Genomic DNA, 26,504 nt, shown 5'->3' on the forward strand with positions numbered 1-26,504 from the left:
CGTTATTTGTTACTTCGAGACTTTGATGGCTAAATGGAGAGGTAAATCGAGTAAAGGACTAAAAAAAGCTTGATCTAATGCAACATGCTCTGGAGTAACGCGTAACTCCTGTAACGTTGGCATTGTATTGAAGCCAGCAATTTTCATAGCACTAAAATAATCCTCAAGAGTTTTATGAATTAGCTGGACATTTAGCCAAGAACCATCACGCTTCCAAATACGGCCAGGAAATAGCTGATCTCGTTTGCTAAAGTAGCCTTTATCCTCCACTTGAAAATAAAACGGATATGCTGCTTCCCGCATATATGGAAAAGAAGGATGGGGGATGCTGAATATAAATTGACCTCCAGGACAAAGAACGCGTGCAACTTCTTGCATACATTCTTGGGTCTGAGAAATTGTCAAATAGTTAAATAAGAAAACTGCAACTATTAAGTCGATTTCTTCATTACCAAATTGTTTTAAATCGGTAGCACATCCTACTTCGTATGTAATTCCTAAATTTTCTTCTACTTGTTGTGAACGGGCTGCTTCTATCATGCCTTGGGAAAGGTCTATGCCATGAACTTGTGCAGCACCACGGCGGCGCAACTCTCGACTGCAATAACCTTCGCCACAACCTAAGTCGAGTACTCGCAGCCCATGAACAGGTTCACAAAGTTCCAGGATAAAAGGACGCGCTGTAAAGTCAGAGAGGGAAATAGGTTCAGTTCTAATCCACTCTGTTGCTGTGCAATTATATAACTGCCTAGTGGATTTAGTATTATTTGACATTGACATTGTTAAATGATTATTTATATTTTGGATGTATTAATCTTTATTCATTGCAAAAATCAAAAGATTAATAGTTACTGAAATTACTTATTTTCTAACATCTATCAAGTAGATTTTTGAATGTAGATTTTACTGAAGTTGATTTCTTGAATCTGTTTTTGGTTGGATAGCGTATATTTGCGTTGTATTAGACGCTTATCAACAGTGAAATATTCATTTTTTTCAATGTGGCTAAATAAATCTATTTCTCACTTAATAAATTCTTGATTTTAGAAATATACATGAAATTCATAATTGTATCTGTTTATTAAGCTATCTTTAACTTTATCTTGATTTAACTGAGATTTCCAGTAATTAATAATTTCCTAAAGAGAACTTAAAAAATAAATTCGTATATCCTACGAAGAATAAATGTAATAAACATTGTTAAATTTTAATAGCAGTATTCGTTTTAAGTAACGATTTATCTCTGGATATACTAAGTAGTTTTGTTAATTTAGAAATATCTCAGGCAAAAATGATAATTAAAGAATCACCAGTAACCGAGCAATTACAATACGAACGTGCGATCGCTTTTTCTCAACTTGGTGACCAACTATTCAATGAACTTGCAGAGAGAATGGCGACAAGGCATCAGTATCGATTATTATTTGAACATACATTAAAACCTGAGCTATTTCAGCAAATTAGAGTTGCAGCCGCAGGTTATATTTCAGCTTGTCTAAATAGCCCTATTATTCTCTCAGAAACTGAAATGCTGCATCGGCTGTTAGAAGCCAGAAATAATTTGCCTAACTACACTGGAACTGGCTTATTAATGCCCAAGCGAGAACATATTTTAGCATTTAACGTTTTTCAAAAAAGTGTAGCTGACGCTTTTTACCAATTAGGTGCAAATGACATTATTGATGCTGTAGATTTACCAGTCAATCTGCGGATGGTTTACGGTCAAACTAGTATAGAAAAACTGCGTTTGCCTTTTACAAGTTCAAAGTGCCATAGTGATGTATGGGCTGGTGTTCCTGCTGATGCAACTGTAGTAGTTTTACCATTATTTGGTGACATTGATCATATCACCATCGAAGCAGGTGAAATGCCCCGCAAAATGGAACTACAAGCTATGCGTGTTATGTCTGACTTCGATGAAGGTAAAAATATTCCGATGGTTGTTTCTTACACAGAAGCAAAACTAAAACACGGAACGATGTACTTTAATGATGCACGGGGATTGCATCAAACTGTTAGACGGAAAACAGAAGGTCTGAGGATTTCAGTAGATTTTCGGTTTCGCAGGAAATTCAATGAAGCTTACCGAGCAATGGTAGCACCTAATATTGGCGGTGTTGAAGAAGATATGAGTGTACCTTATGAAGACTGGCTGAAGGTTGGCAAAGAAACGTTAATTGTATTTGATGAAACTGTAGAACAGATGCGGCAACGACGACAGACTCAAATTTCTGAGCCGCTTTATACTAGAGGTTATCGCTTAGTAAATATGTTTGATTAAATACTAGGAATAACTTAGCAATAGTCTGCAATATAGGGAACAGGAAACGGTGTGATGCTGGTTTCCTGTTCCCTATTCAGTTATGCAGTACCCTTAAAGACTCGTTCAGCCGGGCCAGTCATGTAAATTCGTTGGTCTATTTCTGACCATTCAATTTGTAAGCAACCTCCTGGTAATTCTACGGTAGCAGAGCGATCGCATTTTCCAGTTAACACGCCAGCAACTAAAGATGCACACGCACCTGTACCACAAGCTAATGTAATACCTGCGCCTCTCTCCCATACTCGCATTTTGAGGTGGTCACGACTCACCACTTGAATAAATTCGGTGTTGGTTCTTTGGGGAAAAACTGGGTGATGTTCAAACTTCGGCCCTATTGTTTCTAACGGAATCGCCGCTACATCTTCAACAAAAGTTATGCAGTGGGGATTACCCATACTCACACAGGTGACTTCCCAAGTTTGCCCTGCGACTTCTAAAGGTTGATTAATCACTTTGGCATCAGCAACACCCAGAGTAGTTGGAATTTCTCTAGCTAGTAGCCTGGGTAAACCCATATCTACCTTAACTTGACCATCGGGTGTTAGCTGGGGTGTAATCGTACCCGCTAAGGTATGAATACGATATTTATCTTGAGTGCGGGATATATCTTCTAAATCGGCGAGAAATGCAGCTAAACAGCGAATCCCGTTACCACACATTTCGGGTTCTGAACCATCAGAATTAAAAATTCGCATGGTATAGTCAGTACCGTTTTCTCCTGGTAAGGCAAAAATCACACCATCTGCACCAATGCCAAAGTGGCGATCGCACCACTGAATTGCTTGTTCTGGAGTCAGGACTGGTGAAGCTGACGAGCGATTGTCAATTAAAATAAAGTCGTTTCCTAGACCGTGATACTTAGTAAATTCGATTGCCATTTTTCCAATGATGAATTATCAATGATTAGAAAGTATGAAGTATGAAGTGTGAAGGATAAAGTTTGTAGACACCTTTGGGTGGCTTCCTTAAGGGTAGTATCAAATTTTATCCTTCATAATTGATAATTCATAACTGCTTACAGAAAACATTTTCCATTGTGCATAAACCATTATCAAAAATGTCTACAACTGAATTTGATACGTCACTGCCAAGCATTCGGCAAGTGCAGAACTTGATTAAACAAGCCGCAGTAGTTGAGTTCAAACTGGTCACAGGCGACCTGTTGACAGGTAAGATTTTATGGCAAGACCCCAGTTGTGTGTGTATTGCGGATGAAAACAGTCAGCAAACAACTATTTGGAAACAAGCGATCGCCTACTTCCAACCCAAAGGTTAATCTTCAAGGCAGAAACTCTTTCAGCGTCTGCGCTTCATTAGCTTTGGCTATAGGGATAGATAAAGGCACTTTATTGGCTGCGGCGAATAATGGTTGTAGTTGATTCAAGCTCGGTAAGCTACCACATAGTAATACTTGATCATCAACTCTTAGTTCTGTTTTGTCATCAGGGCGGCGAATAAACTTGCCATCCCGTCGCAGTGCTTGTACCTGTACAGATTTATCCTGTTTCCTCAAGTCTGCAAGGGTTTTCTTCTCAATCGGAGAATCCGCTTCAATAGCTATCCACTGACAAGCAGTGTTTTCTCCAGGAACGGCTATCTTACCCTGAGCGAATTCTTCTAAGGCTGCTAGTTCTTCGGATGCGCCGACAACCAACAAGCGATCGCCTTCCTCTAATTTGGTTTGATTATTAGGATAGTCGATTTCATTGCCGTTAACGCGGCGAATTGCCATCAAGCTGACCCCTGTTAAGTAACGCATATCGGCTTCTTCTAAGCTCATCCCAATTAGGGGTGAAGTAGAAGGTAGGGGATACCAACGACGATTTAAATCACGGGTTGCTTGGTGTAAATCACGGGAAACCTCGGAAGCAGAACGCTCTGGCCGTAAATCTAAGTAATGATCATTACGGATTTGCTGCATTTCGCGTTGGACGATAAATGGCGAGAAACCTAAACCATTTAATAAATAAGTTGCCATTTCTAAGCTGGCTTCAAATTCTGGTTGTACTACTTCCCTAGCCCCTAGCTGATAAAGCACTTCAATATTTTTGTCTTGGGTGGCGCGGACAACCAAATTTAATTCTGGATGTAGTTCTAAAGCACGTTTTAAGGACAGACGAGTACTCATGGGGTCAGGAAGTGCGATCGCCATTCCTTTGGCGTGGTTGACACCTGCGGTTTCTAGAACATGAAAACTCACGCAATTACCATAAACATAAGATACTCCCGCATCCCGTAACTGCTGAATTCGACTTTCGGATTGGTCTATAACTACCACAGGCAAGTCATGCTGTTGCAATAACTTCACCAAATTCTTGCCCACACGCCCATAGCCACAGACAACTATATGGTCTTTTACAGGTAATTCTTCCGATACATCTCGTGCTTCACCTTCTCCAGCTAAATAAGGTTTCAGCCAAGGCATGGATTCGGCAAAATTAAACAGGAATGGTAATAGCCGTAGCACAAAAGGAGTCAAAATCAGCGTAACGGCTGTAGTTCCTAAAATTAATAAATATATGCGTCGAGACACCAACCCCAACGCTTGACCTTCACTGGCTAGAACAAAGGAAAATTCTCCAATTTGTGCTAGTCCTAACCCAGCAATTAAGGCGGTTTTCAACGGGTAGCGGAACAGTTTGACTAAGGGAGTAATAATCAAAAACTTACCGACAAATACCAGCGCTACTAAGCCTAAAATTAATTCCAGATTGTTCCACAAAAACACTGGGTCAATTAGCATCCCAATGGCGGCAAAGAACAAACTGGCAAAAATATCTCGTAGCGGTTCTACGTAAGTCAGGGTTTGGTCAGCGTACTCCACCTCAGAAATCATCAAGCCGGCGACAAAAGCCCCCATTTCAATAGATAAGCCCAAATACTCTGTTAACAGAGCAATACCTAAGCATAGAGCCACTACACCTAGTAAAAATAATTCTCTACTTTCCGTGCGGGCTAACATTCGCAATAATGGCGGTATCAGCCAAATACCCGCTACTACTGCCCCAGCGGCAAATAAACCAATCCGCACCAACGCTGTGAGTACTGCTACACCAATGACTTCGGCCGGTGCGTGAAGCGCGGGTAGGACGGCAAGCATTAGCCCTAAAGCCAAGTCCTGCACCACTAAAATCCCCAGCATTACCTGTCCGTGGGGCGTTTCCGTCTCGTTTCGCTCCATCAAGCACTTGAGGACAACGGCGGTGGAAGACAAGGAGAGAATTGACCCCAAAAATACACCTTTAGCGGGTAAACTGCCCCAAGCTCCCGTTACTCCACACACTACCACTGTGACTAAGATTGTCAAGGCTATTTGTAGTCCACCTCCACCAAGGGCGATCGCTTTTACTTTTTTTAATTCAGCAAAAGAAAATTCTACACCCAAGGCAAATAATAAAAAGGCGACTCCAAACTGCGCTAGAGTCTCTACTTGAATAACTTCTTTAATCAGCCCTAGCCCCGCAGGCCCAACAACCATTCCGCCGATGAGATACCCCAACAGCACGGGTTGTTTTAAAAGGGATGCCAACAGTCCCCCACAGGCTGCAACTGCCAAAACTGATACTAAATCGACAATTAATCTAAAATCTTCCTGCACAATCTTTAAAAAGAACTATTAAGACCTGTTAACTTCAGCATACAAATTTTTATCTATCTAAGGGTTAAATTGTTGGTATTGAGGCGACAAAATTTGTGCTTTCTTGTTGAAACAGCCCAACTACAACTATTGAATAGATTGGCATCGTTCATTGTAAGTCACTGCTAACCATGAATTTAGAGATGAGGCTAATTACAACCGTTTCATAAGCAAAAATACTTATTTGATGCTGCATTGCCAGCAAAAGTTTATAGTATAAAAAAATACTTGCTCGAAGTTAACCCAAGAGTTGCCTGGAAAAAGAAATCTTGAGATAGTCTTTTTCCTGTAATGTACTTATGACTGGATTAGTTAAATTCACATTCTACTAACTTCTCTGACAATGAAAAATCTAGCTAGTCAACATCGCAAAAGAGATTATATCTGGCTAACAATTATTGTTATTTCTATCTTGCTTTTAGGGATTTATTTTCGTTTTGTTAACATTGATCAAAAAGTTTATTGGACAGATGAAGTTTATACTTCTTTATGGCTTTCTGGTCATGCTAGTACAGAAATTATTGAAAAATTTTATAATGGTGAAATTGTTAATGTTGGCGTATTACAACAATATCAACAGCCCAATATTGCACAAGGTATTAGTAGTGCAATTACGCGGCTGGCTTTAGAAGATTCTCAACATCCACCACTATATTACTGTCTGGCTTGGTTATGGTCAGCTTGGTTTGGTAGCTCGGTAGCTACAATTAGAAGCTTATCTGCCATTATTAGTGTGCTTTCTTTAATCAGCATATATTATTTATGCCGAGAATTATTTGAATTGCCATTAACAAGATGGATGGCTGTTTCACTGATAGCTATCTCTCCGTTTCATGTTTTATATGCTCAGGAAGCTAGAGAATATAGCTTATGGACATTAACTATTGTCATGGCTAATTATTCAGTTTTATTAGCTTTAAGGAAAAAAACATTTTTCAGTTGGTTGATTTATACAATTTCCCTGGCTTTGAGTTTTTACACATTTTTGTTCTCAATCTTTTTAGCTTTTGGACACGGCATTTATATATTAGGAATTAATAGATTTAAAATAACTAAGACATTAATGGCTTATATATTATCTCTAACAGCAGCAATTATCGCTTTTATCCCTTGGCTGATAGTTATTAATCAAAGCAGAATGGCTGGTAGAATTCAACGATTAGATTGGATAACAGAACCGACTAGTTTACCAGCTTTAATTAGTAAGTGGCTGCTAAATATCACCCGAATTTTTTTAGATTGGATAATTATTAATGAAAATACATCAATTAAAGCAATAATTTGGTTGATACCATTTACTTTGGCATTTTTAATATTGATTACTTATGGATTTTACTATCTCTGTCGCTCAACGCCTAAAACTACTTGGTTATTTATATTCACTTTAACTTTAACAACGGCAATAGCCTTAATAATTCCTGATATTATCTTTGGCGGTAGACGTTCGGGAGTTGCTAGATATCTAATACCGACATTTTTAGGAATTCAATTAACAGTTGCTTATTTATTAGCTAGTAAGTTAGTCGCACTTCAAAGCCTAAAATGGCAAAAAATTTGGAGAGGAATCACTATTTTTGTAATTTTTGGTGGGGTGATATCTTGTGTAATTATCTCCTCTGCTGACATTTGGTGGAATAAAGGTGCGGCAAATAATTTAAGATTAAATCAAGTCGCTGCTGTCATCAATCAAATTTCTCATCCTATAGTAGTAAGTGATGCTAAATTCCCTTATATTTTAGGATTAACTCATATAGTTAATTCAGATGTTAATTTTCAGCTAATTACTCAGCCTCAAGATTTGGTTATTTCTCAAGTAAAAGAAAACTTATTTTTGTTCTATCCATCAATAAATTTACGTAAATATTTAAGGGTTCACTATAATCTAGAACCTGTTTATATGGAAAAAAATTTAGTTTTTGGTTTATGGAAAATACAAGCTGTTAATCAGCGCAATTGACAATTAGGTGAGTTAAGGCATCAATTAAGCGATCGCTCTCCATTGGCATAATATTCTTACCGTGCATAATCTCCTGTGTAATCACAAAATGCACTAATGAACCAATGAGTATTCTGGCTGTTGCTTCTGGATCTGGGATGTTTAATTCAGAACAAGAGGCTAAATATTTACTGATAGTCTCGATTGCGGGTTTGGCAATACTAGCGATAAATACCTGCGCTAATTCGGGAAAACGCGCTGACTCTCCCATCAGCAACCGTTCAAATGCTTGATATTCTTGGTCATTAACCATCTGATCTAACGCTGTTTTGGCTAACCTCCGCAGCACGATGTAAGGTTCTCCTTGGAGGGGTTGCGTTCCCAAAATTGAATGAAACCGCTTTCTAGCTAGTTTCTCTATTAATGCCCGAAATAATCCTTCTTTATCTTGAAAGTGGCTGTATACCGTGGCTTTAGAAACGCTGGCTGCTTCTGCTACTTTATCCATACTAGTAGCAGCATAGCCGTGAGCGAGAAACTCCTGCATTGCCCCTTGGAGAATCTTTTCTACTTTCTCTGTTGAATTTGAACGGTCAGTTTCTCCCACTTTTGGGCGTGCCATCTTCAATATTCCTTATGTAAACTGTCTTAAGAATTTCTGTAGCTGTAACACTTGAGTCGAAAGTAAGTCTAGCAATGGTTTTAAATAGTAAATACTTTTCCGCGATCGCTTGACTAAACTACTCGGTTTAGTATAATCCTAATTATATAACTATACGGTTTAGTTTTGTATTTCACGCTTCATTGTTCTCTAATAACCGTTGAGCATCTACATCAGGACTTACATAGAACAGGGTGTAAGGGTATGAGGGTGTAAGGAAGTAGGTGTTATTTTACACCTCTATACTCTTCTCTACATCCAATTATCCAAACTGGGTCACAGCATTTACCAAAATTTATTTTCCCGAATTTGAATCAACCGATTTGGAATGGTTTCAAAGGTATGCTATTGTGCAGAACTCAAAGCTAGGTAGGCCGATATCTCGTCAGTCGATTTTCCGTCCACCCTTTTTTATAGCCACTATTGTATCTTTAACCGTAATTGGCAGCAGTATTTTTACTGTATTGAAATTTCGGGAAGTTGCTAATCAAAGGGCGCAAGTTCCAGCAGCACTTTTGCCAGAAATTAAAACAGTAACAGCTTTGGGGCGAATTGAACCAAAGGGAAAAGTTATAAAACTCTCAGCTTCGACATCAACAGAAGTGAGTCGAGTCGAGCAATTGTTAATTAATGAAGGGGATAAAGTAAAAGCAGGGCAAGTAATTGCCATTTTAGATAATCGCGATCGCTTAGAAGCAGCATTTAAAGAAGCACAAGAACAAGTAAAAGTCGCCCAAGCGAATCTAAACCGCATTCAAGCAGGGGCAAAACGTGGAGAAATTGCCGCCCAAACAGCCAAAATAGCCGGACTAGAAGCAGAAAGACAAGGAAATATTGCTTCCCAAGCCGCAACAGTTGCCCGGTTGCAAGCCGAAGTCCGCAACGCTGTACTTGAAGATAAGCGCTACCAAGTTCTTTATCAAGAGGGGGCAATTTCAGTTTCTCAACGAGATAGTAAACGCTTAAATTTAGAAACTGCCCAAAAAAATCTTCAAGAAGCCCAAGCACAGTTAAAACGCATTCAAGCATCTAGTCAGCAACAACTCAAAGAAGCCACCGCCACACTAGACCAAATTACCGAAGTCCCAAAAGTTGATGTCGAAGCTGCCCAAGCAGAAGTAAATCGTGCTGTAGCAGCAATGAATCAGGCTAAGGCCAATTTACAACAAGCTTACGTGCGATCGCTCCAAGATGGCCAAGTAATTGAAATTCACACCCAGCCAGGTGAATTAATTGGCAATGATGGCATTGCGGACATTGGACAAACCAGCCAGATGTATGTTGTCGCTGAAGTTTATGAAAGTGATATCGGCAAAGTCAGTCCAGGACAAAAAGTGCAAATAGTCGGTGATTTTTTGCCAATTGAATTGCAAGGAACAGTAGAACGCAAAGGCTTGCAAGTACGTCGGCAGAATCTAGTCAATACTGATCCCATGAGCAATATTGATAACCGCGTAGTCGAAGTGCATATCCGACTAGATAAAGCATCCAGCCAAAAAGCAGCCACTCTTAGCAATATGCAAGTCAAAGTAGTAATTCAAATTTGAGGAGGCAGGAGGCAGGAGGGTAATTTATTACTTAACTCTTATTACTCAGCACTCAGCACTTAATTATGATGGGACTAATCAAACAAATGCAGCGACGCACACCGTTAGGATGGCTGCAACTGAGTCATGAAAAAAGTCGTCTGTTGGTAGCATTATCAGGCATTGCTTTTGCTGATGTGCTGATGTTTATGCAGCTTGGCTTTGAGACTGCACTGTATGACAGTAATACAAGACTGCATCGGAGTTTACAAGCAGATATTGTGTTACTGAGTCCTCAAGCCCGTAACCTGCAAAGTATGTCTTCGTTTTCGCGGCGACGCTTGTACCAAGCGATGGATGTACCAGGGGTAAAGTCAGCCGAACCAATGTATTTCAGTAACAGTATTTGGAAGAATCCCCAAACGCGACGTGAGACGGGGGTGTTAGTGATTGGGTTTAATCCCAATAAGCCAGCGTTTGATTTACCTGATGTCAACCAACAATTGCAGACGATCGCCCTCCCTGATAATGTTCTATTTGATCGTGGTGCTAGAGGTGATTATCAAAAAGCGATCGCACAAATTGATCAAGGTAAAATCCTGACTACTGAAATCGAACGACGCACAATTAAAATTAGTGGATTATTCCAAGTTGGTGCATCTTTTGGGGCAGATGGTAGCCTGATTACTAGTGATCAGAATTTTCTGCGGATATTTCCCCGGCGACAGTCAAGTAGTATTAGTTTGGCTTTAATTCAGGTAAAACCTGGGTATGATTCCAAACAGGTAGCAATGGCATTGCAAGCACATCTCAGAGATGATGTTACGGTGCTAACTCATGCCGAATTTATTGAATTTGAAAACAACTTTTGGCGAACAAACTCACCCATTGGGTTTATTTTTAGCCTGGGTGTATCAATGGGATTTGTTGTTGGAGTAATTATTGTCTATCAAGTTCTTTCTGCTGATGTTAATGCCCATATCAAAGAATATGCCACCTTTAAAGCGATCGGGTATCGCAATTACTATTTGCTTAGTGTAGTTTTTGAAGAGGCATTAATTTTAGCATTACTAGGTTTTATCCCTGGTGTAGCAGTATCCTTGGGACTTTACCAACTAACTCGCGCCGCTACAAATCTGCCAATGTATATGACTTTAATGCGGGGATTGCAGGTAATAATTTTAACTTTTATCATGTGTGCGATTTCAGGAGCGATCGCTACCCGTAAACTTCAATCTGCTGACCCTGCTGATATGTTTTAAAAGTTGTCGAAAAATATTCACCATATTTCCGCTAAATCCAAAACAAACCCTGGTAAAACATCCTCTCCCGATAAAGTTTGTGGACTTTGCAAAATTTCGACTTCTTGATTGGGGCGATAAATTTCTAGCTGCTGCTGTTGGCGATTAATCAACCATCCTAGTTTTGCGCCATTATCCATATATTCTCTCATTTTGGCGCGTGTCTTTTCTAGAGAATCACTGGGAGACATTAATTCCACCACAAAATCGGGACACAAAGGAGCAAATCTTTCTTTTTCGGCTTGAGTCAAAGCATTCCACCGTTCCATTTTCACCCAAGACGCATCTGGGGAGCGCTCTGCACCGTTAGGAAGTTTGAAACCACTAGAAGAGTCAAAGGATTTTCCTAGCTGATTCTGGCGACTCCAAGCTCTTAACTGATAAGTTAGATCGGCATTACGATCACCAGTTTCGCTTCCTGTAGGTGGCATAATAATTAATTCTCCTGTAGCTGTACGCTCGAATCTCAAGTCACGATTATTTTGACAAAGCTGAAAAAATTGCTCGTCAGTTAAGTCAATACTTAATTCGAGGGGAGCAGGTAAACTGACGGTATTAGTGTTCATATTATCTGTACAAAGAGCAGCAATATATTTCTCAATTTTAGTATCGTTTTTATAGGAATCGCCTTTCTTATAGCAACAGCATCACACTTCTATCAAATACTTAGTACAGGATTTCACAAGTTCATAAAGAAAATTTGAATGAAGACTCTGCATACCTTTGTCTTGACAAGTTTGCTCAACGGGGGGAACCCCCGCACGCAACTTTTCGCTGCGTTTAAAAAAATTACGAATTAATGAGGTAATTAGATTTTTTCATCAATAAAATTTGATTTTGAGTATCAAGGACAAAAAATCATAATTATCCCTGATTTAATTACAACTTACTTATGACTTACAAACCCATTATTGCCATTGAAAATCTCAATCACTATTTTGGACACGGGCCTTTGCGTAAGCAAGTTTTATTTAAAATCAACTTAAAAATTAACGCTGGTGAAATAATTATTTTGACTGGCCCTTCTGGTTCTGGTAAGACTACTTTATTAACTTTAGTAGGTGGGCTGCGCTCTCCACAGTTTGGCAGCTTGCAGGTTTTAGGAAAAGAACTTTGCGGTGCGACAGCAGAACAATTAGTGCAGACACGTCGCCATAACGGTTATATATTTCAAGCACACAATCTGCATGGTAGTTTAACAGCAGTGCAGAACGTCAAAATCGGTTTAGAATTACACTCACATATTAGTTCACAAGAAATACAAACTCGCTCAACCCAGATGCTAGAGCAGGTTGGATTGGGAAATCACTTACATTACTATCCCGATAAACTCTCAGGCGGACAAAAACAAAGAGTAGCGATCGCCCGCGCCTTGGTAAGTTATCCCAAAATTGTCCTAGCCGATGAACCTACCGCCGCGCTTGATAGCCAATCAGGGCGAGATGTAGTTAACCTGATGCAAAAACTTGCCAAAGAACAAGGCTGTACCATCTTAATGGTGACTCATGACCATCGGATTTTAGACATTGCCGATCGCATTGTACAGATGGAAGATGGCAAACTAGTGCAAGCAGCTAAGAAGTAAAATTATTCACAAATTTGTCGTGTGTTTGCAATATTGTCGTCATACGTATGTGTGATATTAGATGCTGTATTTGGTTACAAAATGCTTTTTTTTGGGTATGAGGTAGGTCTTCCTACCTTTTTTTATTTATTAAAATTGAATAGGAAACAGGATACTCTTCTTCATTTCCCAGGATGTAGAGACGCAAAATTTCGCGTCTCTACTCAAAAAATATTTCCTTGCTACCTCTGTTTGACTAACTACTCAAAGCCTTGATAAACCGTTGCAAACTCTTAAACATACTGGGCTTTTTCACAGGTGTAGCATCAGTTGATGTCTGCGATCGCCCTTGCATGAGAAGATAATCTATATCATCACCTGATGGTTTTTTGGGCAATTCGGCAATTTTTTCCCAGGTTTCGCCTTTTTGGACTAAAACTTCCCACTGTCCGGGATAGCAGCGAAATACAGCCGTGGTTTCATCTACTGGACGCAGGTAGTAACAAGATTCAATTGTATTGATAAAGCGATCGCGGATTTGTCTGGCAGCATAGCCAATACCCACAGTACCAGAATCTTCTAAACGTGGGTTTAACATCACCAAAGCGCGATCGCCGATAATTTCACAAACTTTTTCTAGTTGCGGTACTTCCACAGCAGTGGGTGCAACAAATAAGAAAATTTCGTCTTCTGGCTGAATTTTAGACTGAATCGACGCAGCCCTACCTGTACCGATATCAAAAATTTGAAATGGTGCATCTACCCAATCACGGCGGGCTAAGGCTGCACCACCAGCATCGGCAAAGAAAACCTTCAAACGAGATTCGTATTCCGCAAATAGCGGCAGAAATTGTTCGGCTACAGGCATAGGTTTGAGTTCGGGGAACAGCAACTCAACTTGCAAACGAGTGTAACCATCTGCCAAAGCGGCTTTAGTAGCTTCACGAGCTTGAGCGATCGCATCTTCAAGTGTATTAGGAAGTTGACTCATAGTTTAAATCTAGTTTTAGAAATTGAATCACCAATGCCTAATTTTTGCAGTTTTACCGCCCAGCGATCGCTTGCTCAACCACAAACGTTATTTACCGTGTGATTTTGCTACCTTATCTTCTGGCCCCACTTTATCTATCTCGTAACCATTGGGATAACTGGGAATAGGAGAATCAATATAAAAATCAGTATGAGTTCGGGGTGGGAACAAGTGCATTAATTTGGCTCGGAATTTCAGTATTCTTACCATAGTAGAGCGCAACAATGGTGAAGGATGTTCAAAACCAAAGGCATCGAGCATTGTCTCATCAAGTAAAGCATAGATGATTGGTTTTAAGGGTTGTCGCATCCACCAAGGAAACCAACTTAAAAATAAAGCGAGGGTTCCTTCTCCAACACGGCGATTTGTGTCGGAATAGCGAAAGTTATCACGTTCGTAGTCTTGTTTATAGCGTTCAAACTCTGCGTAGGTTTCGGGGATATTTTGAATGTGCATCCGTTTACCTACTTCTCGCCAGAAGTAAAAAGAAGCTAATTTTTCTTGTTCGCACATCTGTCGCCAACCAAAATTGGCATTCCAGTGAATAGGATCATAAATAAAGGTCGAAAGTACATACAAATAATCTGCGTTATCAATCTTAAAGCGTCCGTGGATGGCATTCATGCGTTGCAATGCTTGTTTACCGCGATCGCTCTCATAACCCCACTTGATAATTTCCACAAGTATAATCGATGTGTCGTCGTAGCGTTTTTGCGGACGCTCATAAAATTCTTTTGTCTTATCCAGTAATTTAGAAATATTGGGAACACAATAAGTTCGCATTAAGGCTAATTCGAGCGATCGCTGCATTTCCCAAGTAAATTCATACCCCGACATCAGATAATATATCTGGCTATGGTCTTGCACTGGGTCAAGTTGCTGAATCAGATTTAGGTTTTGATAGCGGTTGCGAAACATATTCATCAATTACGCTGACTGTATTTATTGTTAATCATCTCTATCACAGTTGATTTCCAACTTTTTATCGTGTTATTCTTAATCAGACCAATCGGTCGGTAATGTTTTCATGTCTAAAGGCGAAGAAACCAAAACGCGAATTCTCCAACAAGCGGCGGAACTGTTTAACCAACAAGGATATGCAGGTTCGTCTATCTCAGACATCATGCGTGTTACTGGATTGCAGAAAGGAGGAATTTACAATCACTTCTCCAGCAAAGATGAACTAGCACTACAAGCTTTTGATTTTGCGATCGCCCTTGTTAGTCAGCGGACGAGAGCCGCAGTGCGCAGTCAACATCATGCAATTGAACGCCTGCAAGCGATTATTGAAGTATTTAGTAGCTTTGTCGAGCATCCACCGATTAAAGGCGGTTGTCCACTGCTAAATACAGCAATTGAGAGTGATGATGCTCATCCTGCATTGCGAGATCGGGCGCAAAAAGCTATGAACTCTTGGCTCAACTTAATTGCTCAAATTATCACCAAGGGAATTGATAGAGGTGAAATTCGCCCTGGAGTAAATGTTGATGAAGTCGCAACTATTATCATTGCAACCTTAGAAGGAGCGATGATGATGAGTAAGTTATACGACAATGAAATTTATATGCAAAGGGCAATTACTCACTTGAAACAGTATATAAACACTCATATTAAAAGCGATGGTACAAATTAAAATCTACGGTTTAGCAGATAAACTTAATCCTATAAAAGCCGAACTATCAAATATTGTTCATACATCTCTAATTGAAATTTTAAAAATTGCGCCTGAAAAGAAATTTCACCGTTTCTTCCCCCTAGAAAGAGAAAATTTTTACTATCCCAGCGATCGGTCAGAAAATTATCTGATTATTGAAATTGTTATGTTTGAGGGACGCTCAATAGAAACCAAAAAAGAGCTAATTTGTAACCTGTTCCAAAATATTAATGAGACTTTCAATATTTCTGTTAATGATATTGAAATTACTATCTTTGAGACCCCTAAATCTAACTGGGGAATTAGAGGAATTCCAGGAGATGAATTAAATTTGAACTACAAGGTAGAAATTTGAATTTATGCCTCAGTAATCAACCAAAATAAAATTACCCAATAATTATCTAGATTAGATACGTTTGACAACAAACAGACCTTTGAGTCTTAAATATTAATTTAAGGAGAAATTATGGCATTAAATCAGCATCTGCACAGAGCCTTAGAAGTAAAACTAACAATTCCTGTCAGAACTTATGACATCGACTTTGCAGGAATTGTCAGCAACATTGTTTATATCAGATGGCTAGAAGATTTACGCTTAAAGTTCTTAGATGAACATTGGCAACTTGAGCAACAAATTGAGCAAGGTTATACACCAATCCTACTAGGAACTGAAATCAGCTATAAACGTTCCATCAAACTTATAGATAAAGTAGTTGGAAATTTATAGTTGAGCGAATTAGGACGGCTAAAATGGACTGTACAAGCTAAAATTTTCTCTAATAATGAGTTAGCAGCAGTAGCTACACAAAAAGGTGCGTTTGTGAGTTTGCAAAATAATCGTCCTATTCCCATCCCAGCAGAATTGCAAAAGAAATATGCAGAGTGTCAGCAAAGTTAAAATTTTTTATCCAATTACAAACCATTCGGTCTTTATTATAGTAAAGTTACGTAGGCGTGAGTTGAATCAGGGAAAGAAAAAGTAAATTTTCGCACCTAAATTATTAAAGGATATATTTCTAAGTTTTTTCTACATTGTTGATTTGCAATATCATGGAGTAAATTGCAAGCATTGTCATTTGGCTAGGAATATAATGCTTGTATTTTTTATTCATGGCGTAGCTGAATCAAAAGTGAAATTTGCTGAACCATTAAAATCTTTAATTAAAAATAAGTTTTTAAATAGGGGCAAATCTTTACCATACTTTCATTCAGGTTTCTATGCTGATGTTTTAAACTCTAAAGGTAAAATATGGAATTTTATTCAGCAAGAGTTAGAAAGTGTTTGTGAAGAATATCCTAATACCAATCATCAAGATATTTTTCGTGGACAAGAATTTAGAGAACAATTTCTCTCTGATTTTGTAGGAGATGCCTTTACTTATCTTAACGTTGAAAGAGGTGCAAAAATACGAGCGTCTATTACAGAACACTTAGAAGATTTTATCAATAATCATCCTGAAGAGAAAGAAATACATCTAATTGCTCATTCGATGGGAACTGTAATTTTATGGGATATACTCTTTTCCACTAAATTTCAGCCTGGTGATGCAGCCTTTAAGTTCCGCTCATTAATTAAAGATAAAGTGGAATTAGGGAGTATAACTACTATGGGTTCACCAGTAATTTTATTTAATATGATATTTGATATTCAAGCTGAAACTATTAATGAGTTTATCTTACAATATCAAAAACAAAATCTCAAATGGGTAAATATTATTCATTCATCGGATATCATTGCTTACCCCATTAGTTCTAGTCTAATACCCAATAAAAGCAATTTATGTATACAAAATAAATTTATTGCTACGGAAGCTAATCACCTAGAAAAATCTATAAAGAATTTAGATAACTCTTTACCTATTGAAGCAGCCAGTCAATTACATTCGGGAATTCAAAAATACTGTTAAATAACAGTAAATAGGTTAAAAATTTAATATTTTTGCATTCTGTCCTTCTTGCTGTTAACAGCATAAGGACAGAAATGTAAGTTTGCTCAAATGACATTGAACAAAATAGATGCGTTTATCTCCTCGTTAATACAAGACAACAGCAGACAATCTCATAAAAAATACATGTAAATGACTAATGAGAAGTAACTCTATAATTTTCCGATGGTTGTAATATAGCTAAATGAAAATCATGCCTATTTTCAACTGTCAGGAAACGCTCTTGTAAAGGTTGCCACTGCTGCCATAATTGATAACGATTTTCAGCTAATAAATTAGCTAGTGTGGGTAAATGAGTGTTAAATTCTGATTTAAAAACATCTGTCAACCATTCTCCCAGAACTACACTGTCTTGAATGCTACCTAAAATGTCTTGTATGCTTTTTACTTCTGCAATATAAGCTGCGTAAGAGTCAGTATACAAATCAGCAAATAATTCCATTTGATAACGCACACGTTTGGCTTGTTTGCGTAAATCATGAATTGTGTCGCCTTTGTTAGTTAAATGTTGTTCTATCTTTTCTGGTTTCCAGTCAGTGCGAACTTTCACATTAGACTCGGTAACTTGGGTTCCAACTAGCCATCCTGGATGTAGGAAAAAAATACTCACTTCAGGTAATAGCAAATCAGGTAGTACTTGCTGAATTGGTGGAGAAGCTAAAGACTGATAGCTAGGTTTTTCTAACCACTCTTCTAATGTTTGCTTAAAAGACTTATACGGTTCATCTTTGAATGTCTTCAACACTTTTTCTAATGCATCTTCTCGCTGTTTTGCTAAAGTCTGAAAGACTTTACGTAGAGATTCTTGTTCTTTTTCGGGTAATTTTGGTTGATAACTAGTTTCTAAACTTTCTTTTAATACATCTAAATCTCGAAGGCTACCAAGCCGACGAGCAATTTTACCAATATTTTTATCACTGGCTGGCTTTGGCAAATTTAGAGCTATATCAAATCTACTAACTGCGGTGCGGAGACGGCGCATACCTACACGCATTTGGTGTAATGCTTCGGGATCTTCATCTTTTTTAACAGTTTTTTCGTACTTTAAAGTTTTATTAAAATGTTTTTGAATAGCTTGATAGGCGTATTCCCCTAGAGTTTTTACTGTGGGTTTGGTAGCTAATTTCATGATTAATAACAACTAGTTACTTATTTGTTTTATTGCATAATAGCATTAGCTAAAAACTTCCATCTATCTTTAGATATTTTTTTTAACTTTACAGCTACAATGATAGGCATTCATATTAACATGAAACTTAGTTACTAAATGCGAAAGCACCCATAAATACAAATTTATTTTCTATGTTTATTTACTGAAAACTCGAATAAAAACTTGATAATTTTTATCAAGTTTTTAGTTATTAACATAAATATACTTTTTATGAAATCTAGTCTATATTATTTTTTTAATTGATTTAAAAAAATGTATTAAACTTTAAAATATGATAAATTTGTAGTCGATTTTCTATGGGCGATCACAAAGATTTTTAAATAAAAATATAATTACCTAATATATAATATTCACTATAAAATTTCAAACATCAAAGTTAATTTTTCAATTGCAAATAATTAATAAAAAATGAAAAACCCACATTTAATCCAGCAAATAGTACTTTCATTTACTGAAAGTTTCCGAAAACACAGAACAGATATTTCTGGAGTAATGCTAACAAATGACAAGCATTTATGGCTGGGTTCCGATGAAACTACAACCCTGGAACGGCTAAGTTTTGCTGAGAAAAATATATTTGCCCAACATCAACAGTTCCGAGTAGCTGATTTTCTCAATCTACCTGCTTCTGAAGAACAAGAAATTGATATTGAAGGACTGGCTTATACAGATTACTATTTATGGTTGGTCGGTTCTCATAGCTACAAGCGTAAAAAACCAAAGCCAGATAAGTCTGATCAAAAAAATATTGCTCGGCTGGCAGAAATTGAATTAGAACCCAACCGTTACATTTTAGGCAGAATTCCCTTGATAGACGGCAATCTACGTTTGTCTTGTCAACACCCAAAAGACTCAAATGTGCAGTTAACATCTGCCCAATTAGAGATAACAGAGCAAGGTAACTTACTTATGGTAGCTTTAGCAAATGATCCTCATTTGGGTTCATTTATTAAAGCTGCAATTCCAGGCAAAGATAATGGTTTTGATATTGAAGGTTTAGGGATTTATCAAAACCGAATTTTTTTGGGTCTGCGCGGCCCTGTATTGCGAGGTTGGGCTATAGTTCTAGAAATTGAGTTAGAAGATTCTAGCCCTGGAGTGATGAAACTTTTGCAGATTGGTACAGAAAACAAAGAATATAAAAAACATTTTGTTTGCTTGAATGGGTTAGGAATTCGAGATTTGTGTGTGGATGGAACAGATTTATTGATTTTAGCTGGGCCAACAATGGATTTAGATGGCCCAGTGCAAGTTTATCGTTGGCAAAATGGTGTTAACTCGCCAGACAATCTTCTAAACTATCCACAGCTTGTGCAAGAAATTCCTTATGGCGATCGCAATGACCATGCTGAGGGCATGACTTTATTTCAAGATATATCTGGAGTACCTTCTGTGTTGGTAGTTTATGATTCTCCAGCCGAGACTAGGTTAATTGACGATCGCAGCGTCACAGCAGATGTATTTCAATTAAATTAAAGGTTCGTAGAAATCGCTTGTACAGGGCAAGTCGGAATACACTGTTCACAAACAATGCAGCGCGATCGCGTAAATGTTAACTTGTATGTTTCTGGGTGTAGACTGAGGGCTTCTGTCGGACATACCCCAGTACACAAGCCACAGTCAACACAGACATCTTCATCAATGGCAATTTCTCCTAAACTCGAAGAGACACCAATATGACGCGATCGCATCCACTCAATTGCTGCATCTAACTGATCGATGTCTCCTGATAGTTCTACCACCAGTTTGCCAATTTGATTAGGAGCAACTTGGGCGCGGATAATATTGGCAGCTACATTAAAATCTTTTGCCAATACGTAAGTTACTGGCATTTGAATGGCGCGTTTGGGAAAGGTAAGGGTAACTCGTTTTTTCACAGATTTAGCAGAGATTGGTCTAAGTTTTAGGGAGCCGAGGTCACAAACAGAGAAAACGATAAACTAAATAGTGGCATTATAAGTATGAATAAATTTGCTATGACTACAGAAGCACCCGTGAATTCTCCCGCCAAGCCGGAATCTACATTTGGGGGGCGTTTGAGAAACTTCTTAATTGTAATAGTAGCGATTGTCCTCAGCGTTGCCCTCTTCTTAGGGTTAAGAACTGAAAGTAATTCTATTTCCGTAGCAGAATTGGGTAAAAACTCTACACCCCTAGATGTCGCTTTAACTAACGGTAAACCATCAATAGTTGAGTTTTACGCTGACTGGTGTACTGTCTGCCAAAAAATGGCTCCAGATATGGCTCAACTAGAACAGCAGTATGCAGACAAAGCAAATTTTGTCATGCTGAACGTAGATAATAACAAATGGTTGCCAGAAATGCTGAAATACCGTGTAGATGGCATTCCCCATTTTGTATTTTTAACTAAAGATGGAGAAAGCATAGCCCAGGCGATCGGTGATATACCTCGTACTATCATGGCTAATAATGTCGAGGCGTTAGTAGCTGGTACGCCTTTACCTTATGCCCAAGCTAGTGGTAAAACTTCTAAAGTTTCCACCTCAGTTACACCAAAAACTCAAGACGACCCCCGCAGTCATGGTAGTCAGGTAGTGAATTAATATCATATCTGGTTATTCCAGATATGATCACGTTGACCAATACCAACAGTTTTAGTTTGTTAATCACAGAATTACAGGATGAATCCTATTAATGGATGATCCTGTATTTTTTTAAAGTCATTTGACAACAATAAAATAACCCAGTTTACAAGACTGGGTTAAGAGTTCATCCTCTATAAACAGGGATAAATAGGGGATAAATTTTTGCTATACTGACTTGATTGACTTGCTGTAGAAAGCGGATTTTACTAATTTAGACTTTGCCAGATCAACCACCTGCAACAGCGGGTACAATACTTACCTCATCACCATCTTTCAAGGGTGTAGCTGTTCCTTCTAAAAAGCGAATGTCTTCGCTATTAACATATAAATTTAAAAAGCGGCGCGGTTGTCCTTGTTCATCACACAAGCGAGATTTGATACCAGGACAGCTTGTTTCTAAAGCATCGAACAACTCAGAAATATTACTACCGCTGCACTCTATGGTAGCTTGATTATTTGTGAACTTTTGGAGAGCAGTAGGAACTAAAACAGTTACAGCCATAATTGAAGTATGAAGTGTGAAGTGTGAAGTGTGAAGTTATGAAGTATGAAATGTGAAGCCTGCGAGCAACCCCTTTGGGTTTAAATCTTTCAGACTTCAGACTTTAAACTTCAGACTTTAGACAAGAACTTGTTGCCATTCTAAGCGGTCAAGGGTGCGAGAACGTTCTAGCGCACGTTCAAAACTATCGAGTTTGGCATCAATAGTTAATGGTTCGCCAATGTAACCTTGAACTGCTTCTTGGGTTTTCAAACCATTACCAGTGATGTAAACAACGGTAGTTTCATCTGGGTCAATTTTGCCAGCTTCCACCAATTTTTTCAGCACAGCTATGGTTGTACCGCCAGCTGTTTCTGTGAAGATGCCTTCGGTTTCTGCCAACAGTTTGATGCCTTCAATAATTTCTGCATCGGTAACTGATTCAATATTACCGCCTGTTTTCTTAGCAATTTCGACAGCATATACACCATCTGCTGGATTACCAATTGCGATCGATTTAGCAATTGTATTTGGTTTCACAGGTTTGATGAAGTCGCGGTCTTCTCTAAATGCTTGGGCGATAGGGGAACAACCTTCAGCTTGTGCGCCGCTGAAACGCACTTTTTTACCTTCTACCAAACCAACTTCGACAAATTCTTGGAAGCCTTTGTAGATTTTGGTAAATAGTGAACCAGAAGCCAGAGGTGCAACTATATGATCTGGTAGTTCCCAACCAAGTTGTTCAGCAACTTCAAAGCCAAGAGTTTTGGAACCTTCTGAATAGTAGGGACGCAGATTAATGTTCACAAAACCCCAACCATGTGTATTCGCAACTTCAGAACACAAGCGGTTTACCTGATCATAGTTGCCTTTGACAGCCATGAGAGTTGGGCTGTAAATCAAGCTGCCCAAAACTTTACCTGCTTCTAAATCAGAGGGAATGAATACACAGCAATCTAAACCAGCGTGAGCAGCGATCGCAGCTGTAGAATTTGCTAAGTTACCAGTACTTGCACAAGATACTGTGGTGAACCCTAATTCTCTAGCACGAGACAGTGCTACTGATACCACCCGATCCTTGAAACTGAGGGTGGGCATGTTGACGGCATCATTTTTAATGTAAAGCTTGTTCAGACCCAGGCGACGGGCTAAGCGCTGGGAACGCACCAAAGGAGTCATCCCAGTTCCGACATCAATTACATTGTCAGTTGCAACAGGTAAAAATTGACGATAGCGCCAAATTGAATTTGGCCCTGCTTGAATTTTTTCGCGGCTAACACTCAGGCGGAGATTGCTGTAGTTATATTTCACTTCCAAAGGCCCAAAGCAAAACTCACAAACATGACTAGCTTTGAGTTCGTATTCCGCGCCACATTCCTTACATTTCAAAGCTTCTAAGGTGGCGTTGGTTGTTTGGGTGTGTGTGGAGGTTGCCTGAGTCATAGCGATCACTTTCCCTGTTTGTCCGTCAACTGTCGCTTGATAGTATCACGAGTAAAAATACCAGTCAAACATACCCGACAAAAATTATCGGGTATGTTCCGGTAATCTAATAGGACTTACGCATGAAAACGAAAAATTAAGGGTTTGAGGGAAGAGTGCAGGGGTATAGGGGTGTAGGAAGGTAAGGGTATGAGGGTGTAAGGGCGTTAAACACCTACACCCCTACACCCAGTCTCAACAGATAACCTTTCTGCGTAAGTCCTGTCTAAATAACTTCGCAAAAACGTATTCTCTTGCTCATTAGAATACGTACATACGGAAGCATAACAGATATTTAGTATAAAAATATAATATAAATTAATCTTTACTTAAGTAATAAGACTTAGGGTTTTTGAGTGTGAATTTTTGACATATTAGTATTTAAACTGTTTTGGAATTAGATGTAGTTGATTTAACGTTGTGATTGTTACGCGATCGCTGTGTAACAACTAGTCGGCTCAATATCAGTAAATAAAACTGAGTTAGCTAAAACTAATTACATCGCTATTGCACGTTTATATATGTAGTTAAACCAGTATTCCGAAGTAATTTATATTGCTTTGGAATCATTTCGTCTGATACAGCAATAACAGACTGATTTTCATTACCTGAATATGCCAAGTAACTATATTAACTAAATGAAACTTCGTCACAAAATTAAAAAAACTACGAGTATCAAGTTCTACAGAAGCTTAGCAGCAACAACATTACTGGCGAATGGCTTTTTTTTGGTCTCTCCTGTGTTAGCTCAAACTACGCCAACAGCCCCAGGTACACCTATCAATAACCAAGCGACAGCCACCTACGAAGACCCCAACAATCCCAACGTACCAATTAATAGTACTTCTAACACTGTAACTGTCACCGTTGCTGAAGTAGCTGGTATCTCCGTTGTGGCTGGTACACCTGTAGATAACAACGGTGGAACTCTGCAATCAGGTGATCTGGTATATTTTCCTTTTACTATTACTAACATCGGCAACGACCCGACTCAGTTCCAACTTCCTACCCAAGCTGGTATTACAGGCCCAGGTACAGTAGGCACATTACAATACAGCACCGACAATGGGGCAACATGGACAGATGTTCCGGCTGGCGGCTTCACTACACCTTCTATACCTATTAATGGGACGATACAGGTACGAGTACCAGTCACAGTAAATTCAGGAGTAACACCAGGTCAAACAATTAAAGTTACTTTAGGGGAAACTACACCTGCTGATACTGCAACTAATTCCCCGCGTGCCGGATCTGTTAATGACGCTAGAGATGTTTACACTGTTGATAATCCTGATGGTACACCTGGAGAAGTTTTAGGTGTACCTGCTAACGGTGTAGTAGAAGGCAGCGCATCAGCCAGCATCACAATCGCTCCTAAGTATTATTCCTTAGCTACCATACTCAAAACTCGTAGCGCTTATAGCAACCAGAATACACCAGCAGATATCACAGACGATACCATCAACTACAGCTTGAGTTTGCAAGTTAGGTCTATAGATAACACAGGGCAAAACATCACTCCTTCAGCTTTAGCGGGTTCTGATGTGCCTGGTCTTACTGGCAAAAATATCTTAGTTTCTGATGCTATTCCTTTTGGAACAGAATTAGCAGCAGCACCAACCGCACCCACTGGTTGGACTGTAGTTTACTCTACTACTTCGCCCTCTACACCTGCTAATGCTGCTACCTGGACAACCACAGCACCAGCTTTATCTACAGTCACTCGCATCGGTTTTGTTAAAGCCACTGTAGATGGTAATACGAGTACATACTTACCTGCTGCGGATGCACAACTCACCCAATTCTCTATTCAGTTAAAAGTTAAAACTGGACAGACTGCACCTTTAACCATCGCCAACATCGCTCAAGTATTCGGTAAAACACCCGAAACAAATGCTCCCGTACTGGATGAGTCTGGTGACCAAAATCCCAGCAACTTTGACGGGTCTCCAGGTAACATGACACCCCCACCAACTACCGACAATAATGGGGATGGCGTACCAGATCAGTTACCGCCTACTGTACCTAATGGTTATCTTGATGACCCGAAAACTAATCCAGGTGTTCTGAACACAACAGGAACTGACACCAATAATGACAACACTGGTCAAGGCTCTGGTGGTGAAGCTAACGTTTTTGCAATATACACTACCACACTACTGAATGGCCCAAATGGGCAACCAGATGCAGTAGGGCCAACAAATAACAATGATGACTTTACAAACAAGTCTTCTAATGTTCCGGCTAATATTGCTCCAGGTTCAACATTTGATCCAAATGTAGTTACTTTCAATAACACCATTAGAAATAGTGGTACTCAAGCAGACAATATCTCCATAGTACCTACACCACCTGCTAATGCAAGTCACTTACCAGTAGGTACAGTTGTAACTATATCCGCTAACAATGGTGCGACTACTGCCACTTATACATACAATGGCACGACATTTACATTCACGAATGGTACTGGTGTTGTGGGAGGTAACCCAGTTAGTCCCACAAACCCAGTGCGAATTGATGGAATAGCAGCAAACGGTACAGCTAACTACACTGTGACTGTTGACCTACCTAATGGTACACAACTTTCAACTGATCCTGGTTTTGAACGCGGTTTCCCTGTACCAATTACAGCTTTCATTGACACTAATGCTAACGGTTTATTAGATGATGCAGCCACAAACACCACTATTGATCGCGTCTACACTGGTTTCTTGCAACTGATAAAACAGTCACGGATTTTACAAGGATTTGGGCCAGCAGTTCAAGGTAGTGATGGTACTTTCAGTACAACACCGAAAAAACCTGCGCCAGGAAATATTATTGAGTACCTAATTCAGTATAAAAATATTTCTGAACCACAGCCAGGGAGTGGTAGCAGTAATGTAACTTTGAATGCAGTTAATGTAGTAATTACCGAAGATGGTACTGCATCACCAAATAACTGGGCAAAAGATAACGCACCCTCCAATGGCGTAATTGATACAAGTCATGTTGTTGGCTCGGCTAAAGACTCTGGTAGCAGCACACTCACATTTTTCAGTGGTGATCCTGCTACTACTCTTCTTGGTAGTGAACAAAGTGGTGCTACTGCGGCTACGGATGTCACTAAGTATGTAAATACCCTTAATAATCCGGTTGCACCAGGTCAAACAAGAACATTTATCTTCCAACGTAAGGTTAACTAGT

Annotated in this window: 23 protein-coding genes and 1 pseudogene; 13 read left to right on the forward strand and 11 right to left on the reverse strand. The window is 39.0% G+C overall.

Annotated features, from left to right (window positions below; genetic code table 11):
- Nucleotides 1–9 precede the first annotated feature (9 nt).
- Nucleotides 10–780: a class I SAM-dependent methyltransferase gene (locus ACMX3D_RS11560; RefSeq protein WP_482751559.1), complete on the reverse strand. Its 771-nt coding sequence runs from the start codon at nucleotides 778–780 to the stop codon at nucleotides 10–12.
- A 511-nt stretch (nucleotides 781–1,291) separates the two neighbouring features.
- On the opposite strand from ACMX3D_RS11560, the gene ACMX3D_RS11565 reads away from it, so the two are divergent.
- The gene (locus ACMX3D_RS11565) at nucleotides 1,292–2,281 is read left to right on the forward strand and encodes a hypothetical protein (protein WP_482751560.1); all 990 of its coding nucleotides are present in this window, start codon (nucleotides 1,292–1,294) and stop codon (nucleotides 2,279–2,281) included.
- 80 nt (nucleotides 2,282–2,361) lie between these two features.
- On the opposite strand, the gene dapF is transcribed toward ACMX3D_RS11565, so the two are convergent.
- Complete coding sequence (dapF, locus tag ACMX3D_RS11570) at nucleotides 2,362–3,201, reverse strand: diaminopimelate epimerase (protein ID WP_482751561.1); 840 nt, start codon at nucleotides 3,199–3,201, stop codon at nucleotides 2,362–2,364.
- Nucleotides 3,202–3,380: 179 nt separating this feature from the next.
- On the opposite strand from dapF, the gene ACMX3D_RS11575 reads away from it, so the two are divergent.
- Complete coding sequence (locus tag ACMX3D_RS11575; RefSeq protein WP_229541296.1) at nucleotides 3,381–3,599, forward strand: Hfq-related RNA-binding protein; 219 nt, start codon at nucleotides 3,381–3,383, stop codon at nucleotides 3,597–3,599.
- A gap of 3 nt (nucleotides 3,600–3,602) precedes the next feature.
- Here the strand turns inward: ACMX3D_RS11575 and ACMX3D_RS11580 are convergent, their stop codons facing one another.
- Nucleotides 3,603–5,921 (reverse strand): cation:proton antiporter domain-containing protein, encoded by a 2,319-nt coding sequence (locus tag ACMX3D_RS11580; protein WP_482751562.1) that lies wholly within the window; start codon nucleotides 5,919–5,921, stop codon nucleotides 3,603–3,605.
- Nucleotides 5,922–6,303: 382 nt separating this feature from the next.
- Here ACMX3D_RS11580 and ACMX3D_RS11585 point away from each other — a divergent pair, with 382 nt between their 5' ends.
- Nucleotides 6,304–7,917, forward strand: a complete 1,614-nt coding sequence (locus ACMX3D_RS11585) for a glycosyltransferase family 39 protein (RefSeq protein WP_482751563.1) — start codon at nucleotides 6,304–6,306, stop codon at nucleotides 7,915–7,917.
- Here ACMX3D_RS11585 and ACMX3D_RS11590 read toward each other — a convergent pair.
- Entirely contained in the window at nucleotides 7,901–8,518 is a 618-nt protein-coding gene (locus ACMX3D_RS11590) for a TetR/AcrR family transcriptional regulator (RefSeq protein ID WP_482751564.1), read from the reverse strand. The two genes, ACMX3D_RS11585 and ACMX3D_RS11590, sit on opposite strands and share 17 nt — an antisense overlap.
- Before the next feature lie 389 nt (nucleotides 8,519–8,907).
- Here ACMX3D_RS11590 and ACMX3D_RS11595 point away from each other — a divergent pair, with 389 nt between their 5' ends.
- Together ACMX3D_RS11595 and devC are read left to right on the forward strand one after the other, a co-directional pair.
- Complete coding sequence (locus ACMX3D_RS11595; RefSeq protein WP_482751565.1) at nucleotides 8,908–10,104, forward strand: ABC exporter membrane fusion protein; 1,197 nt, start codon at nucleotides 8,908–8,910, stop codon at nucleotides 10,102–10,104.
- 68 nt (nucleotides 10,105–10,172) lie between these two features.
- On the forward strand, nucleotides 10,173–11,345 hold the full coding sequence (gene devC, locus ACMX3D_RS11600) for an ABC transporter permease DevC (protein WP_482752321.1): 1,173 nt from the start codon (nucleotides 10,173–10,175) through the stop codon (nucleotides 11,343–11,345).
- Between the two features lie 17 nt (nucleotides 11,346–11,362).
- On the opposite strand, the gene ACMX3D_RS11605 is transcribed toward devC, so the two are convergent.
- On the reverse strand, nucleotides 11,363–11,950 hold the full coding sequence (locus ACMX3D_RS11605) for a Uma2 family endonuclease (protein ID WP_482751566.1): 588 nt from the start codon (nucleotides 11,948–11,950) through the stop codon (nucleotides 11,363–11,365).
- 326 nt (nucleotides 11,951–12,276) lie between these two features.
- On the opposite strand from ACMX3D_RS11605, the gene ACMX3D_RS11610 reads away from it, so the two are divergent.
- Nucleotides 12,277–12,969 carry a DevA family ABC transporter ATP-binding protein gene (locus ACMX3D_RS11610; protein WP_482751567.1) on the forward strand — a complete coding sequence of 231 codons (693 nt, stop codon included), beginning with the start codon at nucleotides 12,277–12,279 and terminating at the stop codon, nucleotides 12,967–12,969.
- Nucleotides 12,970–13,204: 235 nt separating this feature from the next.
- Here the strand turns inward: ACMX3D_RS11610 and ACMX3D_RS11615 are convergent, their stop codons facing one another.
- Both ACMX3D_RS11615 and ACMX3D_RS11620 read right to left on the reverse strand, forming a co-directional pair.
- Nucleotides 13,205–13,939: a DUF1995 family protein gene (locus ACMX3D_RS11615; protein ID WP_482751568.1), complete on the reverse strand. Its 735-nt coding sequence runs from the start codon at nucleotides 13,937–13,939 to the stop codon at nucleotides 13,205–13,207.
- Nucleotides 13,940–14,026: 87 nt separating this feature from the next.
- The gene (locus ACMX3D_RS11620) at nucleotides 14,027–14,902 is read right to left on the reverse strand and encodes an oxygenase MpaB family protein (RefSeq protein WP_482751569.1); all 876 of its coding nucleotides are present in this window, start codon (nucleotides 14,900–14,902) and stop codon (nucleotides 14,027–14,029) included.
- A gap of 103 nt (nucleotides 14,903–15,005) precedes the next feature.
- Here ACMX3D_RS11620 and ACMX3D_RS11625 point away from each other — a divergent pair, with 103 nt between their 5' ends.
- The 4 genes and pseudogenes from ACMX3D_RS11625 to ACMX3D_RS11640 all read left to right on the forward strand — a co-directional run bounded on the left by ACMX3D_RS11625 (nucleotide 15,006) and on the right by ACMX3D_RS11640 (nucleotide 17,539).
- Nucleotides 15,006–15,611 carry a TetR family transcriptional regulator C-terminal domain-containing protein gene (locus ACMX3D_RS11625; RefSeq protein WP_482751570.1) on the forward strand — a complete coding sequence of 202 codons (606 nt, stop codon included), beginning with the start codon at nucleotides 15,006–15,008 and terminating at the stop codon, nucleotides 15,609–15,611.
- Nucleotides 15,598–15,987, forward strand: a complete 390-nt coding sequence (locus ACMX3D_RS11630) for a tautomerase family protein (protein ID WP_482751571.1) — start codon at nucleotides 15,598–15,600, stop codon at nucleotides 15,985–15,987. Before ACMX3D_RS11625 ends, ACMX3D_RS11630 begins: the two co-directional genes overlap by 14 nt.
- 111 nt (nucleotides 15,988–16,098) lie before the next feature.
- Nucleotides 16,099–16,530 (forward strand): annotated as a pseudogene (locus tag ACMX3D_RS11635) (acyl-CoA thioesterase).
- 193 nt (nucleotides 16,531–16,723) lie between these two features.
- Nucleotides 16,724–17,539, forward strand: a complete 816-nt coding sequence (locus ACMX3D_RS11640) for a hypothetical protein (protein ID WP_482751572.1) — start codon at nucleotides 16,724–16,726, stop codon at nucleotides 17,537–17,539.
- A gap of 175 nt (nucleotides 17,540–17,714) precedes the next feature.
- On the opposite strand, the gene ACMX3D_RS11645 is transcribed toward ACMX3D_RS11640, so the two are convergent.
- Nucleotides 17,715–18,707: a CHAD domain-containing protein gene (locus ACMX3D_RS11645; RefSeq protein ID WP_482751573.1), complete on the reverse strand. Its 993-nt coding sequence runs from the start codon at nucleotides 18,705–18,707 to the stop codon at nucleotides 17,715–17,717.
- 450 nt (nucleotides 18,708–19,157) lie between these two features.
- Between ACMX3D_RS11645 and ACMX3D_RS11650 the strand changes: the two genes are divergently transcribed.
- Nucleotides 19,158–20,225 (forward strand): DUF3616 domain-containing protein, encoded by a 1,068-nt coding sequence (locus ACMX3D_RS11650; protein ID WP_482751574.1) that lies wholly within the window; start codon nucleotides 19,158–19,160, stop codon nucleotides 20,223–20,225.
- Here ACMX3D_RS11650 and ACMX3D_RS11655 read toward each other — a convergent pair.
- Nucleotides 20,222–20,626: an NIL domain-containing protein gene (locus ACMX3D_RS11655; protein ID WP_015111384.1), complete on the reverse strand. Its 405-nt coding sequence runs from the start codon at nucleotides 20,624–20,626 to the stop codon at nucleotides 20,222–20,224. The genes ACMX3D_RS11650 and ACMX3D_RS11655 overlap by 4 nt on opposite strands.
- Nucleotides 20,627–20,725: 99 nt before the next feature.
- On the opposite strand from ACMX3D_RS11655, the gene ACMX3D_RS11660 reads away from it, so the two are divergent.
- Nucleotides 20,726–21,313 carry a thioredoxin family protein gene (locus tag ACMX3D_RS11660; RefSeq protein WP_482752322.1) on the forward strand — a complete coding sequence of 196 codons (588 nt, stop codon included), beginning with the start codon at nucleotides 20,726–20,728 and terminating at the stop codon, nucleotides 21,311–21,313.
- A gap of 268 nt (nucleotides 21,314–21,581) precedes the next feature.
- On the opposite strand, the gene ACMX3D_RS11665 is transcribed toward ACMX3D_RS11660, so the two are convergent.
- A complete protein-coding gene (locus ACMX3D_RS11665) occupies nucleotides 21,582–21,857 on the reverse strand; it encodes a MoaD/ThiS family protein (protein ID WP_482751575.1) in 276 nt (91 codons plus the stop codon).
- Nucleotides 21,858–21,974: 117 nt separating this feature from the next.
- Nucleotides 21,975–23,279 carry a threonine synthase gene (gene thrC / locus ACMX3D_RS11670; RefSeq protein WP_482751576.1) on the reverse strand — a complete coding sequence of 435 codons (1,305 nt, stop codon included), beginning with the start codon at nucleotides 23,277–23,279 and terminating at the stop codon, nucleotides 21,975–21,977.
- A 677-nt stretch (nucleotides 23,280–23,956) separates the two neighbouring features.
- On the opposite strand from thrC, the gene ACMX3D_RS11675 reads away from it, so the two are divergent.
- The gene (locus tag ACMX3D_RS11675) at nucleotides 23,957–26,503 is read left to right on the forward strand and encodes a beta strand repeat-containing protein (protein ID WP_482751577.1); all 2,547 of its coding nucleotides are present in this window, start codon (nucleotides 23,957–23,959) and stop codon (nucleotides 26,501–26,503) included.
- The last annotated feature ends 1 nt before the right edge of the window (nucleotide 26,504 follow it).

The organism is Anabaena sp. TISTR 8404, from assembly GCF_056847745.1.

What these genes read in the sequence shown, in the direction of transcription:
- ACMX3D_RS11560 (WP_482751559.1), bottom strand. Translation starts at nt 780, where the DNA reads ATGTCAATGTCAAATAATACTAAATCCACTAGGCAGTTATATAATTGC.
- ACMX3D_RS11565 (WP_482751560.1), top strand. Translation starts at nt 1,292, where the DNA reads ATGATAATTAAAGAATCACCAGTAACCGAGCAATTACAATACGAACGT.
- dapF (WP_482751561.1), bottom strand. Translation starts at nt 3,201, where the DNA reads ATGGCAATCGAATTTACTAAGTATCACGGTCTAGGAAACGACTTTATT.
- ACMX3D_RS11575 (WP_229541296.1), top strand. Translation starts at nt 3,381, where the DNA reads ATGTCTACAACTGAATTTGATACGTCACTGCCAAGCATTCGGCAAGTG.
- ACMX3D_RS11585 (WP_482751563.1), top strand. Translation starts at nt 6,304, where the DNA reads ATGAAAAATCTAGCTAGTCAACATCGCAAAAGAGATTATATCTGGCTA.
- ACMX3D_RS11590 (WP_482751564.1), bottom strand. Translation starts at nt 8,518, where the DNA reads ATGGCACGCCCAAAAGTGGGAGAAACTGACCGTTCAAATTCAACAGAG.
- devC (WP_482752321.1), top strand. Translation starts at nt 10,173, where the DNA reads ATGGGACTAATCAAACAAATGCAGCGACGCACACCGTTAGGATGGCTG.
- ACMX3D_RS11605 (WP_482751566.1), bottom strand. Translation starts at nt 11,950, where the DNA reads ATGAACACTAATACCGTCAGTTTACCTGCTCCCCTCGAATTAAGTATT.
- ACMX3D_RS11610 (WP_482751567.1), top strand. Translation starts at nt 12,277, where the DNA reads ATGACTTACAAACCCATTATTGCCATTGAAAATCTCAATCACTATTTT.
- ACMX3D_RS11615 (WP_482751568.1), bottom strand. Translation starts at nt 13,939, where the DNA reads ATGAGTCAACTTCCTAATACACTTGAAGATGCGATCGCTCAAGCTCGT.
- ACMX3D_RS11620 (WP_482751569.1), bottom strand. Translation starts at nt 14,902, where the DNA reads ATGAATATGTTTCGCAACCGCTATCAAAACCTAAATCTGATTCAGCAA.
- ACMX3D_RS11625 (WP_482751570.1), top strand. Translation starts at nt 15,006, where the DNA reads ATGTCTAAAGGCGAAGAAACCAAAACGCGAATTCTCCAACAAGCGGCG.
- ACMX3D_RS11630 (WP_482751571.1), top strand. Translation starts at nt 15,598, where the DNA reads ATGGTACAAATTAAAATCTACGGTTTAGCAGATAAACTTAATCCTATA.
- ACMX3D_RS11640 (WP_482751572.1), top strand. Translation starts at nt 16,724, where the DNA reads ATGCTTGTATTTTTTATTCATGGCGTAGCTGAATCAAAAGTGAAATTT.
- ACMX3D_RS11645 (WP_482751573.1), bottom strand. Translation starts at nt 18,707, where the DNA reads ATGAAATTAGCTACCAAACCCACAGTAAAAACTCTAGGGGAATACGCC.
- ACMX3D_RS11650 (WP_482751574.1), top strand. Translation starts at nt 19,158, where the DNA reads ATGAAAAACCCACATTTAATCCAGCAAATAGTACTTTCATTTACTGAA.
- ACMX3D_RS11660 (WP_482752322.1), top strand. Translation starts at nt 20,726, where the DNA reads ATGACTACAGAAGCACCCGTGAATTCTCCCGCCAAGCCGGAATCTACA.
- ACMX3D_RS11665 (WP_482751575.1), bottom strand. Translation starts at nt 21,857, where the DNA reads ATGGCTGTAACTGTTTTAGTTCCTACTGCTCTCCAAAAGTTCACAAAT.
- thrC (WP_482751576.1), bottom strand. Translation starts at nt 23,279, where the DNA reads ATGACTCAGGCAACCTCCACACACACCCAAACAACCAACGCCACCTTA.
- ACMX3D_RS11675 (WP_482751577.1), top strand. Translation starts at nt 23,957, where the DNA reads ATGAAACTTCGTCACAAAATTAAAAAAACTACGAGTATCAAGTTCTAC.